We start from the raw sequence: 15,769 nt of genomic DNA on the forward strand, positions 1-15,769 counted from the left end.
CTCTTTTTTTGCATAAAAATGAGCCGTCATTGCAAACTAGTAAAAAACGGAGCGGAAGAAAAAGGGGGCAACATCATGTGGTTTACGGAAAAAAATCGAGTCGATGATGTCGCGAAACGGCTCGCCCATTCGCCAGATTTCAAGTGCCGTCGCATTCAATGCAAAGGAAAAATGGTCGACGTCTTATTTTTAAGCAATTTAATTAATCACAATTATTTGCAACAAAACGTGTTGGCATTTATTCATGAACAAGAGAACGTATCGATTGAACAGTTGGCGCGCTGTTTGCCGATTGGCGCGGTGCACATTTGTGAAACGACGGACGATATGGCGACATATATACGTGATGGCTGGGCAGGCATTTATATTGAAAAAGAAAAGAGCGGGCTTGCCGTCAAAATCGCAGAAAATATCGAACGGTCGCTTGAAAAGGCAGAGACGGAATCGCTCGTTTTAGGACCAAAAATATCATTTACCGAGTCGATTGATACGAACATTCGCATTTTACGTCAAAATATTACCGATCAAAAGTTAGTAACTGAAAAAATGACGATCGGTGAGCGCAACAAGCTTGAAGTGCGCGTCGTGTACATCGAAGATATTGCCGATGAAGAAAACGTTCAAACGGTGAAACAACGGCTGTCTGAGCTTCACATTGACGAAGTGACCGACAGTTCCGTATTAGCTCAACTATTGGACGATCATACGTATACGATTTTTCCGCAATATTTATTAACGGAGCTTCCTGACCGACTAGCGTACAATTTAATGAACGGGCGCATCGGCATTTTCGTTGATCGCAGCCCGACGGTTATTATTTGTCCGACGACGTTTTTTAGCTTTTTTGAAACGACAGAAGATATTTATTTACGTTGGACGATGAGCACGGTGTTGCGCGCCATTCGCATGCTCGGCATTTTTTTCTCAATCTTTTTATCGCCGCTTTATGTTGCTGTCATTACGTATCATCCCGAAGTCCTTCCTTCCGCTTTGCTTTTGACGATTGGTCAATCGCGTTCGCGCGTCCCGTTTCCTCCGGTCATCGAAGCGCTATTGCTTGAATTTATGATTGAACTGTTGCGCGAAGCGGGGGCGCGCTTGCCGACAAAAGTCGGTCAAACTATGGGTATTGTTGGTGGTATCGTCCTCGGACAAGCAGCGGTAGCGGCAGGCTTTACGAGCAACGTGCTCATTATTATCGTCGCATTAAGTGCGCTCGGTTCATTTACATCGCCGAGTTATGAAATGGGGGCGACGATTCGCATTTTACGCTTTCCGATTATTGTTTTAGCGGCGTTTTTGGGGCTCGTTGGCATTTTTGTTGGCTTTGGCTTTTTGCTCACTCATTTATTAAAACTTACATCGCTCGGACGTCCATATTTATCGCCTGTTTATCCGTTTCGTTTGGCGGATATAAAATATGCGCTCGTTCGCCTTCCAATTAAATTTTATAGCCAACGTCCGAAAACGAACCGTCCGCAAAACTCCCGCCGTTTTTCATGGCGGGAAGCGGCGAAACGAAAGGATTTGGATGAATGATGAAAACGCCACGCGAACGGATATTGATTAACGCTTATCTCGTTTTTTTTCTCGTTCACGACATGCAAATCGGGCTTGGCATCGTCGGTGTGCAGCGCGTCATTTTTGTCGAAGCGCGCCAAGATGCGTGGATTGCTGTGTTACTGAGCGGCTTATGGATTCATCTTGTCGTTTTCATCATTTGTCAAACGTTAAAACAAACAGAACATGACAACATTTTTTCGCTTCATACGTTCGTCTACGGGCGCGTGCTCGGCTGGATCGCCAATGGCGCAGTTGTTGTTTATTTTTTAATGGTGTATACGTCCCTTTTGCTCGGTTATGCTGAAATAATGTCAACGTGGATGTACCCTGATTTTCCGCTTTGGAGTGGGGCATTAGTTTTATTACTGTTAACCGTATATGCGTTGTACGGGGGAGGACTTCGCTTTGTAGCAGGTGCAAGTTTTTTAACGTTTTTTATGACGATTTGGATTGTGTTTGTCTTCTTTCAACCGCTCAAATACGCGGAATGGATTCATTTACTTCCTATTTGGGAAGCGACGCCAAAACAAATGGCAAACGGCGTATTAAAAACAGCATACACAATGCTCGGATTTGAAGTATTGTACATCATTTATCCGTTTGTAAAAGAAAAAGAACGCGTGCATCGTTATGCCCAATTTGGTGTTTTATTAACGACGTTTCTTGTAGCTGTAGTGACTGTCATCGCCATCGTCTTTTTTAGCCCGAAGCAACTCGATGGCACCATTTGGGCATCGTTATCGATGGTTAAAATCGCCAAGCTCCCATTTTTTGAGCGATGTGAATATCTCCTCATTCCGCTTTTGATTCTTGTCATTTTACCGAATTTACTTATGTCTATGTGGGCGATGACGCGCGGCGGAAAAGAGCTTTTTCGTGTGAAACAAAAATATTTACTTTTCGTTTTTGCGTTTTTATCGTACGTTGTTGCGATTATTTTTGAAAAGCGGGCAACGATTAACGAATTTATTGACCAAGTCGGTTATTACGGATTTGGGCTTAGCTTTGTATATCCGTTTATATTGTACGTGCTTGTGCGCATAAAAAAATGGGCAAAGGGGAGCGCTAAATGAAACGGCTTATCGTTTGTATGTTATTGTTAAGCGGATGTGTATCGCCGCGCATCTTAGAAGAAAGAGGCATTATTACCGCTACTGCCTTCGATAAAAAAGGAAAGTCGTATGAAGGTGGTGCAGTGATACTTTCGTTTCAAACGAACAAATCTTCGATGTCCGAAGTGATTGAAGCGACGGACAAAACGGGCAAAGGATTTCGTCAAATTTTAGAAGCGCGAACGAGCCACGATTTAGACTCAGGGCAATTACGCGTTGTTGTGTACGGAAAGGAACTAGCGGAGGAAGAAGGCATTTTTACGATGACCGATTCGTTGCGGCGCGATGCCAGTATCGGATCGCTCGTTTATTTAACCGTTTCCGAACCGAGCGCGAAGCAAGTGATAAAAAGTAAAAAGTATGAAGATATGACCGACATTGGCACGTACTTATATCGATTAATTGAAAAAAACTTGCGCAGCGAATCATTGCTTGCGGCAACGTTGCATGAGTTTGTTAGTAGTTATTACGATGTCGGCAAAGATCCGGTATTGCCTTATTTATCGATGCGGGATGATAAACCGATTATTGAAAAAGTGGCGTTATTTCGCGGAGACAAACTAGTCGGAAGCGTGCCGCTCGATGAAAGTTTTTATATTAAAATATTAGCTTCCGAATATAACGCCGGGTTGAAAAGAATATCGGTGTCTCGCGACGAAGTAGCTCCGTTGCTGCCCAAGAAAAAAGGGAAGAAGGTGAATATCGTCATGAACGAAATTCACACAAAACGGAAAATTAAACTCATCAGCCAAAAGCCAGCGCCGCATTTTCGTGTCACAGTAAAAATGCAAGCAGAAATTTTAGAGATGTCGGAGAAAATGAAGCCGATTACGCAAGCGAATATACGCACACTTGAACGAGCGATTGAAAAACAAATGAAAAAAGAAATAGAGAAACTATTAAATAAACTAAAAGCATACAAAACCGATCCGATCGGCTTCGGGCAAATATACGACCACTCGGTGCGCGCATTGCAGTTGACGGATAAACAATGGTACGAATTGTATCGAGAAGCTCAAATGGATGTGGATGTCAACGTATCGATTTTACGCACAGGAAAAATTGACTAATCTGTATTTCTTCGTGAAAAGCTATTTTCAATCTTTATCACGTATGGTTTAATAAGAAAAGGAGGGACAATACAAAAAGCGAGGATTACAGCATGAATGAACAACAGTTTCTGTACCAACACCCCCATTCATGAAATGGGAGGTCGTTGGGCAACAGTTTGATCAATATGCCATTTTTTTATTACGAATGAAAAAGGGCGATCTCATTAAGAGGTTGCCCTTTTGTGTAATATGATAAAGTATGTTTGCCGTTTTTCGAGGAAGGTTTGTCCTTAGCGAAATGTTTTCCCTAACCGATTCGTGCGTGGCCACTCGTAGCGTTTCGGCTTCGGCTGTACATCTTCTGGCGAAATGCCTGTATACGCTTGTAGTAATCGCTTCGCTTGAGACAAAGGCATTTTAACAACAGGGTTGCGATAAGAATCGTCCAACGTACCGAGATGAGGCAAATGCTTGAAGTCTTCTTTTGTTGGAGGTATGTGGAAGTAGTACGCACCGATCGCCACAAGCACATCCGATTTTTGCTGGCTGTACTTCGGATTTCGGGAAAAATGAAGCCCAACTTTTTTCGCTTTTCCTTCTTCGAGCATTTTTTCAATCGTTTTTTTCTTCAACAAATACAAGTACGAAGGATTTAAAGCGGTTTTCGCATGACGATTGACAGTAAACAGCGCAACCGACAAATTTTCAACGGTGCATTCGACTGTTTCCATTGGCATTCAACCCCTTTTCATTTGGTTACACTTTTATTATACACGATAACCTATGTTTTTGGAAAATTTTCAATTTATTTTTTTTTTTACATTTTATTCATAAGGGAGGACGAACGTTGAAATACGGCATTATTGATATCGGCTCAAATACGATGCGCCTTGTCATTTACGAACGAAGCAAAAGCGGTCGCTTGAGAGAGCGAGAAAATGTAAAAATCGCAGCCCGCTTGCGCAACTATTTAACGGAAGACGGATGGTTGACAGACGAAGGATTACATGTGCTTTTAGAAGGGTTGCTTACCTTTCAAGATGTTACGCGTTTTCATCGCTTGCACGATGTGAAATGTGTAGCGACGGCAACAATTCGCCAAGCGCGCAATCGCGATGACATCGTTCGCATCGTCGCGGAGCGCACTGATTTTCATATTCGTATTTTATCCGAATATGAAGAAGCATACTACGGTTTTTTAGCGGTTGTCCAATCGACATCGTTTCACGAAGGCATTACGGTTGATATTGGCGGAGGAAGTACGGAAGTGACGTATTTTCACAATCGCGAACTTGTCGATTATCATAGCTTTCCATTTGGGGCGCTATCGTTAAAGCGCGATTTTGTTGCGGGGAACGTTCCGACCGATGAAGAGTTGCAGAAGTTGCGTGCGTACGTCGAAAAACAATTTCAGTCGCTTCCGTGGCTAAAACAACGCCGTCTGCCAATTATCGCGATTGGCGGAAGCGCCCGCAACGTCGTGCAAGTGCATCAAATGCTGCAAAACTACCCGATTGCTGGCATTCATCAATATGAAATGAAGCGCGACCATATCGTTGAAGTAAAAAAATATTTACGTTCGTTGACATTTGAACAGCTACAAAAAGTGGAAGCATTATCGAAAGATCGAGCCGATTTAATTATTCCTGCGGTTGAAGTATTTCAAACGTTATATGAAACGGTAGATGCCACGATGTTTATTTTAAGCCGAAAAGGCTTGCGCGACGGCATTTTTTATGAACAGTTCGGACCGAGTGCTTTTCCCAGCGTATTAGAAGAAAGTTTTTTTGAATTAGCCCAAGACTACGAAGTGAATACAAATCATGTCCAACACGTATTAAAACTTGTCATTCCATTGTTTGAACAAGTGCGCGCGCTCGCCCTTTTTCCGCTTACCGGGGAAGACCTCGTCTTATTAAAACGCGCTGCTCATGTGTTTTATTTAGGGCAATATGTCGATGAAGAAGCGAGCAGCCAACATACGTTTTACATTTTGGCGAATCGAACGATTGACGGATTAAACCATCGCGATCGCGTGCAGCTTGCGCTTGTCGCTTCATTTAAAAATAAAACATTGTTTAAACAATATATTCAGCCGTTTCATTCGTGGTTTACTCGTGCAGAACAAAAAAAGCTTCGTTTTCTTGGTGCATTATTGAAATTTGCTTATAGTTTAAACAATACGAAACGAAACATCGTCAACCGTTTGCAGCTTGAACGTCACGAGGAAACGATCGTGATACACATCTTTTGCAACGAATCGTTTAAGGCGGAAGAATATCAAGCCGAAAAACATAAAAAGCATATCGAAAAAATGTTAAAACGACCGATTTTATTACAGTTTCATATGGGGGGATGAGGATGGATTTTAGTCATCCGATGTATTACAATAACCGCGAATTAAGTTGGCTCGCATTTAACGAGCGCGTTTTGCAAGAAGCGATTGACGAGCGCAATCCGCTATTAGAACGATTGAAATTTTTAGCGATTTTTAGTTCGAATTTAGATGAATTTTTTATGGTGCGCGTGGCCGGTTTAAAAGACCAAGTGAAGGCTGGTTTTAATAAGCCAGAAAATAAAGCCGGGTTAACGCCGAAAGAACAGTTGAAAAAAATTGCGAAAAAAACGCACGAGCTTGTCAAGTTGCAGTATGACATGTACAATCGGACGTTGTTGCCGATGCTACGTGCTGAAGGGGTACATTTGCTTGCCCCAAATGAATGGAACGACGAACAAACAACGTATTTGCAGTCGTATTTTATGAAAAACATCTTTCCTGTTTTAACGCCGATGGCTGTCGATGCGTATCGTCCGTTTCCGATGTTGCTAGATAAAAGTTTAAACTTGGCGATCGTTCTTGATGACGATGAGCGAAAAAAATTAGCGATTGTACAAGTGCCGGCTGTGTTAAATCGTTTTATCCCTCTCCCGACGAACAACGATATTCGCGCTTATGCGCTGTTAGAGGATGTCATTACGACGTTTATTCATACGCTATTTAAAGGGTATACGGTGCTGTCTGTCACGCAATTTCGCATTACGCGCAATGCGGATTTAACGATTCATGAAGAAGGGGCGCGCGATTTATTAAAAGAAATTGAAAAAGAGTTAAAAAAGCGGAAATGGGGCGCAGCGGTGCGGCTTGAAATGAGCAAAAAAGGATTTGACGAATGGGTGCTCGATTATTTATTAGATGAGCTAGAAATTCACGAAAAAGATGTGTACAAAATAGATGGGCCGATTGATTTGACGTTTTTATTTTCGTTTTATCATGAAGTGGCGCGCTACAAAGAACATTTGATTTTTGAAACGCTCATTCCGCAGCCGCCAAAAGACTTAGATGATGAAGAAGACGTATTTGAAAAAGCGAAAGAGCGCGATTTATTGTTTCATCATCCGTATGAGTCGTTTGAGCCAGTAATTGATTTTATTTCCGATGCGGCAGATGACCCAGATGTGTTGGCAATTAAACAGACGCTGTATCGCGTCAGTGGCGATTCGCCAATTATTGAAGCGTTAAAGCGTGCAGCAGAAAACGGCAAACAAGTGACCGTTCTCGTCGAATTAAGAGCGCGGTTTGATGAAGAAAATAACGTGCAATGGGCGAAAGAGCTTGAGAGAGCAGGCTGCCATGTCATTTATGGCATGACGCATTTAAAAACGCATAGTAAAATTACGTTAATCGTTCGGCAAAAACATGGAAAAATTGAGCGGTTCGTTCATTTAGGAACAGGCAATTATAACGATGCGACTGCCAAAGTGTACACCGATTTCGGTTTCATTACTGCAAACGAACAATTTGGCGAAGATGCGACAAACTTTTTTAATTATTTAAGCGGCTATATGGAAAAGCCTGAGTTTCATCATTTAGTCGTCGCTCCGTTTGATTTACGACAACAATTTTTACAACTGATCGATGAAGAAATTCGTTACCATAAACAATACGGCGACGGACGCATCATCGCGAAAATGAATTCGCTGACGGATAAACAGCTCATCATGAAGTTATATGAAGCGTCACAAGCAGGGGTACAAATCGATTTAATTGTGCGGGGGATTTGTTGTTTGCGTCCACAAATGAAAGGAGTAAGTGAAAATATTCGCGTTCGCAGCATCGTCGGCCGCTTTTTAGAACATAGCCGCGTTTATTATTTTCATCATCATGGAAAAGAACGCGTCTTTTTATCGTCTGCCGATTGGATGACGCGCAATATGGATCGCCGCATCGAAATTTTATTCCCGATTTTCCGTCAACAATTAAAAGAGCGGCTTATTGAGGTGTTACACATTTTGCTTTCTGATAACGTCAAAGCGCGCGAACAAAATGAAGATGGCGAGTACGAATATGTGAAACGAAAAGAAGACGAAGAAGAAGTCGATAGCCAAATGATGTTGTTTCAAATGGCGTATGATGTGGCAGACGATGAAGAATGAGGTGATGTGATATGATGAAAGAAAGCGGAGCGGTCGCCATTGGGGGAGCATTCGGAGCGTTATGCCGATACGGCGTTGCGCTTCTTTTCCCGTTTCTTACATTTCCGTGGGGAACGTTGTTTGTCAATTACATCGGTTCGTTTTTGCTTGGCGCATTGACTTCTTACGTCGGAAAAGGAAAAATGGCTGAATGGTTGCGGCTTGCGATTGGTACAGGATTTTGCGGCGGATTGACGACGATGTCGACGTTTAGTAAGGAAACGGTCGTGTTATGGCACGTACAGATCGCTAGCGCAAGTTTGTATGTTGTCGCTTCACTTGTTGGTGGCTTGCTTCTTTGTTATGCAGGAATATATGTCGGTGAACGAGTTGGTGCAAGAAGCGTAGGTGAGGCGTCATGATGTATGTCGCACTTGGTGGCGCGTTAGGGGCGTGGTGTCGGTACAAGCTTGGCATATGGCTGATGCGTTGGACGAAACAGTCACCTGTGCCTCTTTCCATTTTATTTATTAACTGGATCGGTTCGTTTGGGCTCGGTATCGCGCTTGCCTACGACGTCCAGTCGGTTGGAGTGACGGTCGGATTTTTCGGCGCGTTTACGACGTTTTCAACATTTAGCGTCGAAGCTTTACAGCTGTTATTGGGCAAACAATATAAAGAAGCGTTTTTGTACATAAGCGCTTCAATCATTGGGAGCATATGCTTGTTTCAAGCCGGGTTCATGTTATGACCCGGCTTTTAACGTAAACAACGTAAGTTCTGGCGGCGTTAAAAAGCGAAACGGCATGCGCGTCGTACCAAGTCCGCGATTGACGTACAAGGTGAGCTGCCCGATGTCATAAAATCCTTCAACATACTGTTTCGCAAGCGGAGGGGTTACGAGCGGGCCGATCCAAGGCAGTTGAATTTGTCCCCCATGGCTATGACCTGACAATTGAAGATGAAACGGATAGACGCTCGCTTGCGTCACAAGGTCAGGTTCATGAATTAAAGCGATCGTGTACGTTTCTTTCGGCAACTGTTGCACCGTTTTGGCGAAATTAGGCTTACCGAGCATAAAATCATCTAACCCCGCGATCGCAATTCGTTCATGTCCTCGTTCAATCGTTACCCATTCATTGACAAGTAGTCGAAATCCGCTTGCTGTCATCATTCGTTTATATATGTCTGTTCCGTATCCGCCATGATCGTGGTTTCCGTAAATGCAAAATTTCCCTAGCGGAGCGTGAAGTTGGGTGAGCAGCGATGTAATCGCATCGACATGTTCATATTGATTCGGTTCATCTAGTAAATCTCCTGTAAAACAAATGACATGCGGATCGAGGTCATTCATTCGTTTCACGACCCGTTGAAAATGGTCAACAGAATAATGATACCCTAAATGTACATCGCTAAACTGAAGCAGTCGGCATCCGTCAAAGCTTTTCGGGATGAGCGGATGGACGACATCATATCGCCGTACCGTCAACTGTTGCGGTTCTACATACTTTGCGTACATGTATCCGGCAGTGGAAAGCAAAGCTCCTTTGACGAATAAAGAAAAAATCGTTTTAAAAAAATCTCGTCGTTTCATTCGCTTCAACCTTACATATGAAATGTTCTTCACCCATTATAAAAGAAAAAAGTCGATAAAAACAGCAAAAACAATGTTAAAAATTTTCGGAATATATAGTACAATAAAAATGAATGAATAACCATTCATAAAAGGGGATGAGGAGAATGAACGGGAAAGTCATTATTGTGACAGGCGGTTCAAGTGGCATGGGGAAATATATGGCGAAGCGTTTTGCGGATGAAGGGGCGCATGTCGTCATTACAGGAAGACGAAAAGAAGCGCTTGACGAAGCAGCAAATGAAATAGGCGGAAGCGTATTGCCGATCGTGATGGACGTACGCAAACCAGAATTAGTTGCGGCGATGGTGAAAGAAACAGATGAGCGCTTCGGAAAAATTGATGCGCTCATTAATAACGCAGCAGGCAATTTTATTTGCCCGGCGGAAAAGCTATCGATTAACGGCTGGAATAGCGTCATTGATATCGTCCTAAACGGGACGTTTTATTGTAGCCGAGAAGTGGGAAACTATTGGATTGAAAAAGGGAAAAAAGGGTCGATCATTAACATTGTCGCTACATATGCTTGGGGAGCAGGAGCGGGCGTCATTCATTCCGCATGTGCGAAAGCAGGCGTGTTGACGATGACGCGCACATTAGCAGTCGAATGGGGGAAAAAATACGGTTTTCGCGTGAATGCCATCGCGCCAGGTCCAATTGAGCGAACAGGCGGGGCAGAAAAGCTTATTTTATCAGAGGAGATGGAAAAACGTGTGAAAGATAGCGTGCCGCTCGGACGCTTCGGAACGCCAGAAGAAATTGCAGGTGTCGCCTCGTTTTTACTTTCTGATGCGGCTGCCTACATTAATGGGGAATGCATTACCGTTGATGGCGGGCAATGGCTCAATCAACATCCGTTTTAAAGCGACGTTTATTGGCGTCGCTTTTCTTTTGTTTCCTAACAAACACTTTTATTTTTCTTATGATATAATGGTTGAAAAAACGGGGGAGGAGGCGTCGTTTTGGATGCGCTAGACATTTTAACACATATCGATCAAGTCGTCCCGCATTATCAGCCGATTTTTAGTGCTGATGAGCAGTGCATCGTTGGATATGAAGTGCTCGGTCGCTTTCAACAAGATGGTGAAGTCATCAGCCTCGGTCCATTTTTTCACGACGAAACAATTCCAGAAGAGTTTCGTATGGAAGTCGATGTTGCCATAACGACGAAGGCGCTCGAACAGTTTGTCAACGAACAGCCAGCATCGCTTATTTTTATCAATCGTGACGCAAACGTGTTAATGCTTGATCGAGGCGAATCATTTTTACAATTACTTCTTCCATATAACTCATATTTCGCACCTTGGTAGGGCGGAACAAAAGGATTTTTTATTCAGTTTTTTAGAATAACTTTTAAACCAACACCAAAAGCGATGGTATCCTTTTTTTACCATCGTTGGTCGTTCTTTATCCCATTAGACGTAAATGCTCTCGTCCATCCCTAATCCTTGCAGAATCCTTCGCTGCTCGTACGTGAGCGGTTGACCTAACGCGCGTTGAATTCGTCCATCCGGCAGTTCCAACAGGACGACTCTGACATACCAAAACAATTGAAAAATCGCTTGTCCGGTCGGTCGGGTCAGTTTCCGGCCTCCCGCGCCCTTTAATGGGTGTTCCGGGGTGATGAACTGACGCACCCGGCGCTGGAAGACGCGGTAAATCGCCAAGGCCAACAGAAACAAATAGCCCAATACCGCGACCCGTTCCGGTTTTTTTACGTAAATCTCATCCGTAAAGAACGGGTCTTTCAAGAAAGAGAAGTTCATTTCCACCGAGATTTGGCCTTTATACAACTTCAAGATCTCTTTCGCATCCATCGGTTGACCTTTCCATTCCTCCGGAACTGTCGTGACAAGGACAAACCGGGACGCTTTCCGTCTCGCCTGTTCCCACGCATCTTGGTCGAATTCCACGTTCAAGCGAAGGGCGTACAGCGTTTCCATGTCCGGTTCCGCCCCTTTTTTCGGACGTCCGCGCCGTTTTTTCGGACGCACGATCGCTTCGACCGACGCCTCGACGCGATGGAACCGGAGACGAAGGGACGTCTTTAGAGACGCTAGGGCTTGTTCGGCGTCTTCCCGGCACGAAAACAGACGGCTTTCCCACTGGGTTTGTTTCTGCCGAAGAAGCTCTGCTTCTTGGTTTCGCTCTTTTTCGAGCGTCTTTCCTTTTCGTTGGTCGAGCGCGCTGGATTCAACGACGATCAACCGGACCGAATGACCTTCGTACGTCGATGTCGTTTCCCACACCCGGTAGGTGGCTCCGTTTTTCTCCGCTAAGGAGAACGGATCGCTCCACGGCGTGTCTTGGGCATCAGCTTTAGCCAGCGCGGTTTTGACGATCCGGAGCGAAGAAGGGCCTCTTGTGATCAAAAAGGCGTTGGCGGCCTTCGTTTGCGCCAGTGTGTCTTTCGTCATGGCGGCAGAATCGGCAACATAAATCCATTCATCTTCGATCTTCGCCTGCTTCAGCTGTTTCTGCACACGGGACAACACCTCGGGATTCCACGTCTTATCCGGCAGGTTGCCGTCGTGTACATCGCCATAAAACGGGATGCCATCCTCGTTGCCAATCAGCCCAAATCCGATCTGCTTTTGCCAACGATGATGCCGGTTGTAGCCATGCGTAATCTGCAAGGCATCCGGCGAGGCCGATTCATACGCGCCATAAACGGTCTTGTCCGTCGTATCGGCGTGGAAGACGCGAAGAGAGAGGCCTTCTTTCTTGTAGATCTGCACGAGGCAAGACGAAAGGACTTGATGGATATTCGCCTCATACAGGCGATCCAAATGACGCGCGATGGCATCGTCGTTGAACCAAGACGGCTCCAGCCCTGGCCGAATCAGCTTCGGCAAATCGATGTCATGCGCCCATTGTTCCAAATGAACGAGCGCTTGCCGGCCGCTCAAGATATCCAGAACGATTAGTTTGACGATATCGCTGGCTCGAGTTTGGCATTGCGGATCCACGGGAACGAGACGATCAATCAACTGAGGAAGGTCAAGATCTTTGAACAGGGCGCTTATTATATTCAAATAAGAACTTTCATAAATGGCCCGAATTTGAACGTCCATGATGAGCAAACTCCTTTGCTTTCCTTGTATTCCAAGGTTTTATTCGACAGGAAGATAAAAAAATCCTCCCGATTTTTGTCGAGAGGGTGCGAAATGTGAGATATAAAGAAAAAGGATTGCGATTAAACCAAGTCGTCCTTGAAATAACCGAACATCATTTCAAAGGCGACATTCAACAGCTCGGGCACGTATTGACGTATTTGCGTACATACGGCATTCAAATTGCGGTTGATAACATCGGAAAAGAAAGCAGCAATTTAGATCGCATTCGTCTGTTGGCACCCGATTTATTAAAAATTGATTTACATTCGTTGCGCACGTCAACCGTATCGTACGATGATGTGCTGTATTCGATCTCGCTTTTAGCGCGCAAAATTGGCGCAACGCTTTTGTATGAAGACATTGAAAACGCCTTTCAACTGCAATACGCGTGGCGAAATGGGGGAAGATATTATCAAGGCTATTATTTGCACGAACCTTCGCCATCATTTCTTCCGAAAGACTTATTAAAAGAAACGTTGCGCAATCAGTTTCATACGTTCATTCAGCACGAAAAAAAGAAACTGCAAACGTTGTATGACATTTCCGAACAGTTTCAAGCGCGCATTTCCGAGCTCGTTTCTAAATATAAAAAAGCGTCATCGTTTAACGAACTCATTTCTGCCTTAGCCAAACAGTTAAGCGATTGCAGTTTTCGCATTTACATATGCGATGAAGACGGATTTCAACAGTCCGCAAACATATTTAAGCAAGGCGAAACGTGGGAGTTACAGCCCCAATACGAAATGAAAAACTGGAGCTGGCGTCCGTACTTTTTAGAAAACATTATTCGCATGCGCTCACGCAAGCGCGGCATTTTATCAGATTTGTACAGCGATATTGAAACAGGTGAAATGATTCGCACATATTCGTATCCGATTGATGAACACCATTATTTATTTATCGACTTAACGTACGAGTATTTATTTGAACATAACGCCCATTTGTAATAAAACGTCGCTTGCGGTGGAAAAGTAAACGTGAGGTGAGTGATGATGGATATGTTGTCTTGGATGCTTTTACTGATCGCAAGCGGGGTATTAGTCGGGGGATTTGTGTATACGTATCAAGTTGGCAAGCGCCAAAAAACGCAAGGCGAATACGATACGAGCGTTGGCGAGAAAGTGGCAGCTCATCCGTATGTACGCAATCCGGTATTTATTGCTTACATCGTGTTTGTCGCTCTTTTGCTCGGTTATATTGCATACGTCGCGCTTCAAACGTAAGCCCGCTATGGTGGGCTTTCGTTTTTGTTTACTTTTTATGCGAATCTTGGTACAGTAGTGAATAGTCGTTGAAATACGTATCGGAAAGGAATGAACGTCATGTCGCAATTATTAGGCATTATCCAACGTTTAATTAGCTTGCAAGAACAAAAAACAGGAACGAATGAAGCGCCACAACGTAACTTCGAAGTGAACGGTGAAAAAAAATGTAGCGTCACATATTACGAAAAAACGAACACGTTCGTATTAGAAGTGTACGAAAAAGGCGAGAAGCCGAAATCGTATCAGTTTGACAACATTGATATGATCGCCATCGAAATTTTTGATTTGTTGAATTAAGTCTTCACATCGGTGAAGGCTTTTTTTTACACTTCTCGCTTTTCCATATCGAAACGAACATGGTACAATGACAAATGGGGATTATATTGTGAAAGGCGGAATGACGATGCAACGACCACCGCTTATTGAACTGATGATTCCGTCCGATAAAGTGGCGCACGTGCAAGTAGGGAACCATTTAGAACACGCATTATTAGTATTGACGCGCACAGGATATTCAGCCATTCCTGTGTTAGATATGACGTACAAACTACAAGGGCTCATTAGTATGACGATGATTATGGATGCGATTTTAGGCATTGAACGCATTGAATTTGAGCGGTTAGAGACGATGAAAGTCGAACAAGTGATGCAAAAAAATATGCCGCGTTTACATGTGAACGATTCATTTTTAAAAGCGTTGAAGCTGCTTATTGACCATCCGTTCGTTTGCGTCGAAAACGATGACGGCTACTTTGTAGGGATCGTGACGCGCCGAGAAATATTAAAGCGGTTCAATCGCTCGATGTACGAAAAGCGACAATAAGCTTGTCACCGTTTGTTTCATTTGTTAAAGTAAAAAATAAAACGACAAGGAGGAGCTGACCATGATGATGGATGCGAATGAAATTATTTCGTTTATTCAAAACAGCAAAAAGAAAACACCTGTGAAAGTATACATAAAAGGAGACATTGCCGACATCGATTTCGGTCCGAGCGCGAAAACATTTATTACAGGTCAGACAGGCGTCGTATTTGGAGAATGGGCAGACATTGAAGCGGCACTTGAAGCAAACAAACATAAGATTGAAGACTACGTCGTTGAAAACGACCGCCGCAATTCAGCCATTCCGCTTCTTGATTTAAAACATATTAAAGCGCGCATCGAGCCGGGAGCAATCATTCGCGATCAAGTGCAAATTGGCGACAATGCGGTTATTATGATGGGGGCGGTCATTAACATCGGTGCCGTTGTCGGTGAAGGTACGATGATTGATATGAATGCGGTGCTCGGCGGACGGGCGACAGTAGGGAAAAACTGTCACGTTGGGGCAGGCGCTGTGCTTGCCGGCGTCATCGAACCACCATCCGCAAAACCGGTTATCGTAGAAGACGATGTCTTGATCGGAGCAAATGCGGTTATTTTAGAAGGTGTAACGGTCGGAAAAGGTGCGGTCGTTGCGGCTGGGGCGATTGTGACAGAAGATGTGCCGCCATATACGGTCGTTGCAGGTGTACCTGCGCGTGTCATTAAACAAATCGATGAAAAAACGAAAGCGAAAGTAGAAATTAAACAAGAACTTCGTCAACTATAAAGCGTGGATCGATTCCACGCTTT

16 protein-coding genes and 1 pseudogene are annotated in these 15,769 nt (G+C 44.0%); 14 read left to right on the plus strand and 3 right to left on the minus strand.

Annotated features, from left to right (window positions below; all coding sequences use genetic code 11):
• The first annotated feature begins 75 nt into the window (after positions 1–75).
• Genes NST18_RS04395 through NST18_RS04405 form a run of 3 tightly spaced genes read left to right on the plus strand, consistent with a single transcriptional unit; the run spans position 76 to position 3,745 of the window.
• Positions 76–1,539 carry a spore germination protein gene (locus tag NST18_RS04395; protein WP_064214028.1) on the plus strand — a complete coding sequence of 488 codons (1,464 nt, stop codon included), beginning with the start codon at positions 76–78 and terminating at the stop codon, positions 1,537–1,539.
• Entirely contained in the window at positions 1,536–2,636 is a 1,101-nt protein-coding gene (locus tag NST18_RS04400) for a GerAB/ArcD/ProY family transporter (protein ID WP_081254026.1), read from the plus strand. The genes NST18_RS04395 and NST18_RS04400 overlap by 4 nt, the downstream gene beginning before the upstream one ends.
• A complete protein-coding gene (locus NST18_RS04405; RefSeq protein ID WP_064214027.1) occupies positions 2,633–3,745 on the plus strand; it encodes a Ger(x)C family spore germination protein in 1,113 nt (370 codons plus the stop codon). Before NST18_RS04400 ends, NST18_RS04405 begins: the two co-directional genes overlap by 4 nt.
• 272 nt (positions 3,746–4,017) lie before the next feature.
• On the opposite strand, the gene NST18_RS04410 is transcribed toward NST18_RS04405, so the two are convergent.
• Positions 4,018–4,458 carry a YkyB family protein gene (locus NST18_RS04410; RefSeq protein WP_004891336.1) on the minus strand — a complete coding sequence of 147 codons (441 nt, stop codon included), beginning with the start codon at positions 4,456–4,458 and terminating at the stop codon, positions 4,018–4,020.
• A 116-nt stretch (positions 4,459–4,574) separates the two neighbouring features.
• Here NST18_RS04410 and NST18_RS04415 point away from each other — a divergent pair, with 116 nt between their 5' ends.
• From NST18_RS04415 to crcB, 4 genes are read left to right on the plus strand one after another with little or no spacing between them, the layout of a single operon-like run.
• On the plus strand, positions 4,575–6,086 hold the full coding sequence (locus tag NST18_RS04415) for a Ppx/GppA family phosphatase (RefSeq protein WP_004891335.1): 1,512 nt from the start codon (positions 4,575–4,577) through the stop codon (positions 6,084–6,086).
• A 2-nt stretch (positions 6,087–6,088) separates the two neighbouring features.
• Positions 6,089–8,161, plus strand: a complete 2,073-nt coding sequence (locus NST18_RS04420; protein WP_004891333.1) for an RNA degradosome polyphosphate kinase — start codon at positions 6,089–6,091, stop codon at positions 8,159–8,161.
• Positions 8,162–8,175: 14 nt separating this feature from the next.
• Positions 8,176–8,562, plus strand: a complete 387-nt coding sequence (locus tag NST18_RS04425; protein WP_035019241.1) for a fluoride efflux transporter FluC — start codon at positions 8,176–8,178, stop codon at positions 8,560–8,562.
• Complete coding sequence (gene crcB / locus NST18_RS04430; RefSeq protein ID WP_035018761.1) at positions 8,559–8,891, plus strand: fluoride efflux transporter CrcB; 333 nt, start codon at positions 8,559–8,561, stop codon at positions 8,889–8,891. Before NST18_RS04425 ends, crcB begins: the two co-directional genes overlap by 4 nt.
• Here crcB and NST18_RS04435 read toward each other — a convergent pair.
• A complete protein-coding gene (locus tag NST18_RS04435) occupies positions 8,886–9,734 on the minus strand; it encodes a metallophosphoesterase (RefSeq protein ID WP_004891329.1) in 849 nt (282 codons plus the stop codon). The two genes, crcB and NST18_RS04435, sit on opposite strands and share 6 nt — an antisense overlap.
• A 146-nt stretch (positions 9,735–9,880) precedes the next feature.
• Here NST18_RS04435 and fadH point away from each other — a divergent pair, with 146 nt between their 5' ends.
• Together fadH and NST18_RS04445 are read left to right on the plus strand one after the other, a co-directional pair.
• Positions 9,881–10,636: a 2,4-dienoyl-CoA reductase gene (gene fadH / locus NST18_RS04440; RefSeq protein WP_004891327.1), complete on the plus strand. Its 756-nt coding sequence runs from the start codon at positions 9,881–9,883 to the stop codon at positions 10,634–10,636.
• Between the two features lie 99 nt (positions 10,637–10,735).
• Positions 10,736–11,059: pseudogene (locus tag NST18_RS04445) on the plus strand (diguanylate phosphodiesterase); the annotation flags it as partial.
• A gap of 129 nt (positions 11,060–11,188) precedes the next feature.
• Here the strand turns inward: NST18_RS04445 and NST18_RS04450 are convergent.
• The gene (locus tag NST18_RS04450; protein WP_340721135.1) at positions 11,189–12,847 is read right to left on the minus strand and encodes an IS1634 family transposase; all 1,659 of its coding nucleotides are present in this window, start codon (positions 12,845–12,847) and stop codon (positions 11,189–11,191) included.
• Positions 12,848–12,909: 62 nt separating this feature from the next.
• Here NST18_RS04450 and NST18_RS04455 point away from each other — a divergent pair, with 62 nt between their 5' ends.
• From NST18_RS04455 to dapD, 5 genes are all read left to right on the plus strand, one after another.
• Positions 12,910–13,836, plus strand: coding sequence for an EAL domain-containing protein (locus NST18_RS04455; protein ID WP_445290569.1), 927 nt, complete (start codon positions 12,910–12,912; stop codon positions 13,834–13,836).
• Positions 13,837–13,878: 42 nt separating this feature from the next.
• A complete protein-coding gene (locus NST18_RS04460; protein WP_004891323.1) occupies positions 13,879–14,112 on the plus strand; it encodes a hypothetical protein in 234 nt (77 codons plus the stop codon).
• Between the two features lie 99 nt (positions 14,113–14,211).
• Positions 14,212–14,451 (plus strand): YkuJ family protein, encoded by a 240-nt coding sequence (locus NST18_RS04465; RefSeq protein WP_003396622.1) that lies wholly within the window; start codon positions 14,212–14,214, stop codon positions 14,449–14,451.
• Between the two features lie 67 nt (positions 14,452–14,518).
• Positions 14,519–14,977, plus strand: a complete 459-nt coding sequence (gene cbpB, locus NST18_RS04470) for a cyclic-di-AMP-binding protein CbpB (protein WP_004891322.1) — start codon at positions 14,519–14,521, stop codon at positions 14,975–14,977.
• A gap of 61 nt (positions 14,978–15,038) precedes the next feature.
• Positions 15,039–15,746 (plus strand): 2,3,4,5-tetrahydropyridine-2,6-dicarboxylate N-acetyltransferase, encoded by a 708-nt coding sequence (gene dapD / locus NST18_RS04475; RefSeq protein ID WP_004891321.1) that lies wholly within the window; start codon positions 15,039–15,041, stop codon positions 15,744–15,746.
• Positions 15,747–15,769: the final 23 nt, after the last annotated feature.

The sequence above is a fragment of the Anoxybacillus sp. FSL W8-0104 genome (genome assembly GCF_038004465.1).
Lineage (GTDB): Bacteria > Bacillota > Bacilli > Bacillales > Anoxybacillaceae > Anoxybacillus > Anoxybacillus flavithermus_G.

What these genes read in the sequence shown, in the direction of transcription:
- NST18_RS04395 (WP_064214028.1), top strand. Translation starts at nt 76, where the DNA reads ATGTGGTTTACGGAAAAAAATCGAGTCGATGATGTCGCGAAACGGCTC.
- NST18_RS04400 (WP_081254026.1), top strand. Translation starts at nt 1,536, where the DNA reads ATGATGAAAACGCCACGCGAACGGATATTGATTAACGCTTATCTCGTT.
- NST18_RS04405 (WP_064214027.1), top strand. Translation starts at nt 2,633, where the DNA reads ATGAAACGGCTTATCGTTTGTATGTTATTGTTAAGCGGATGTGTATCG.
- NST18_RS04410 (WP_004891336.1), bottom strand. Translation starts at nt 4,458, where the DNA reads ATGGAAACAGTCGAATGCACCGTTGAAAATTTGTCGGTTGCGCTGTTT.
- NST18_RS04420 (WP_004891333.1), top strand. Translation starts at nt 6,089, where the DNA reads ATGGATTTTAGTCATCCGATGTATTACAATAACCGCGAATTAAGTTGG.
- NST18_RS04425 (WP_035019241.1), top strand. Translation starts at nt 8,176, where the DNA reads ATGAAAGAAAGCGGAGCGGTCGCCATTGGGGGAGCATTCGGAGCGTTA.
- crcB (WP_035018761.1), top strand. Translation starts at nt 8,559, where the DNA reads ATGATGTATGTCGCACTTGGTGGCGCGTTAGGGGCGTGGTGTCGGTAC.
- NST18_RS04435 (WP_004891329.1), bottom strand. Translation starts at nt 9,734, where the DNA reads ATGAAACGACGAGATTTTTTTAAAACGATTTTTTCTTTATTCGTCAAA.
- fadH (WP_004891327.1), top strand. Translation starts at nt 9,881, where the DNA reads ATGAACGGGAAAGTCATTATTGTGACAGGCGGTTCAAGTGGCATGGGG.
- NST18_RS04450 (WP_340721135.1), bottom strand. Translation starts at nt 12,847, where the DNA reads ATGGACGTTCAAATTCGGGCCATTTATGAAAGTTCTTATTTGAATATA.
- NST18_RS04460 (WP_004891323.1), top strand. Translation starts at nt 13,879, where the DNA reads ATGATGGATATGTTGTCTTGGATGCTTTTACTGATCGCAAGCGGGGTA.
- NST18_RS04465 (WP_003396622.1), top strand. Translation starts at nt 14,212, where the DNA reads ATGTCGCAATTATTAGGCATTATCCAACGTTTAATTAGCTTGCAAGAA.
- cbpB (WP_004891322.1), top strand. Translation starts at nt 14,519, where the DNA reads ATGACAAATGGGGATTATATTGTGAAAGGCGGAATGACGATGCAACGA.
- dapD (WP_004891321.1), top strand. Translation starts at nt 15,039, where the DNA reads ATGATGATGGATGCGAATGAAATTATTTCGTTTATTCAAAACAGCAAA.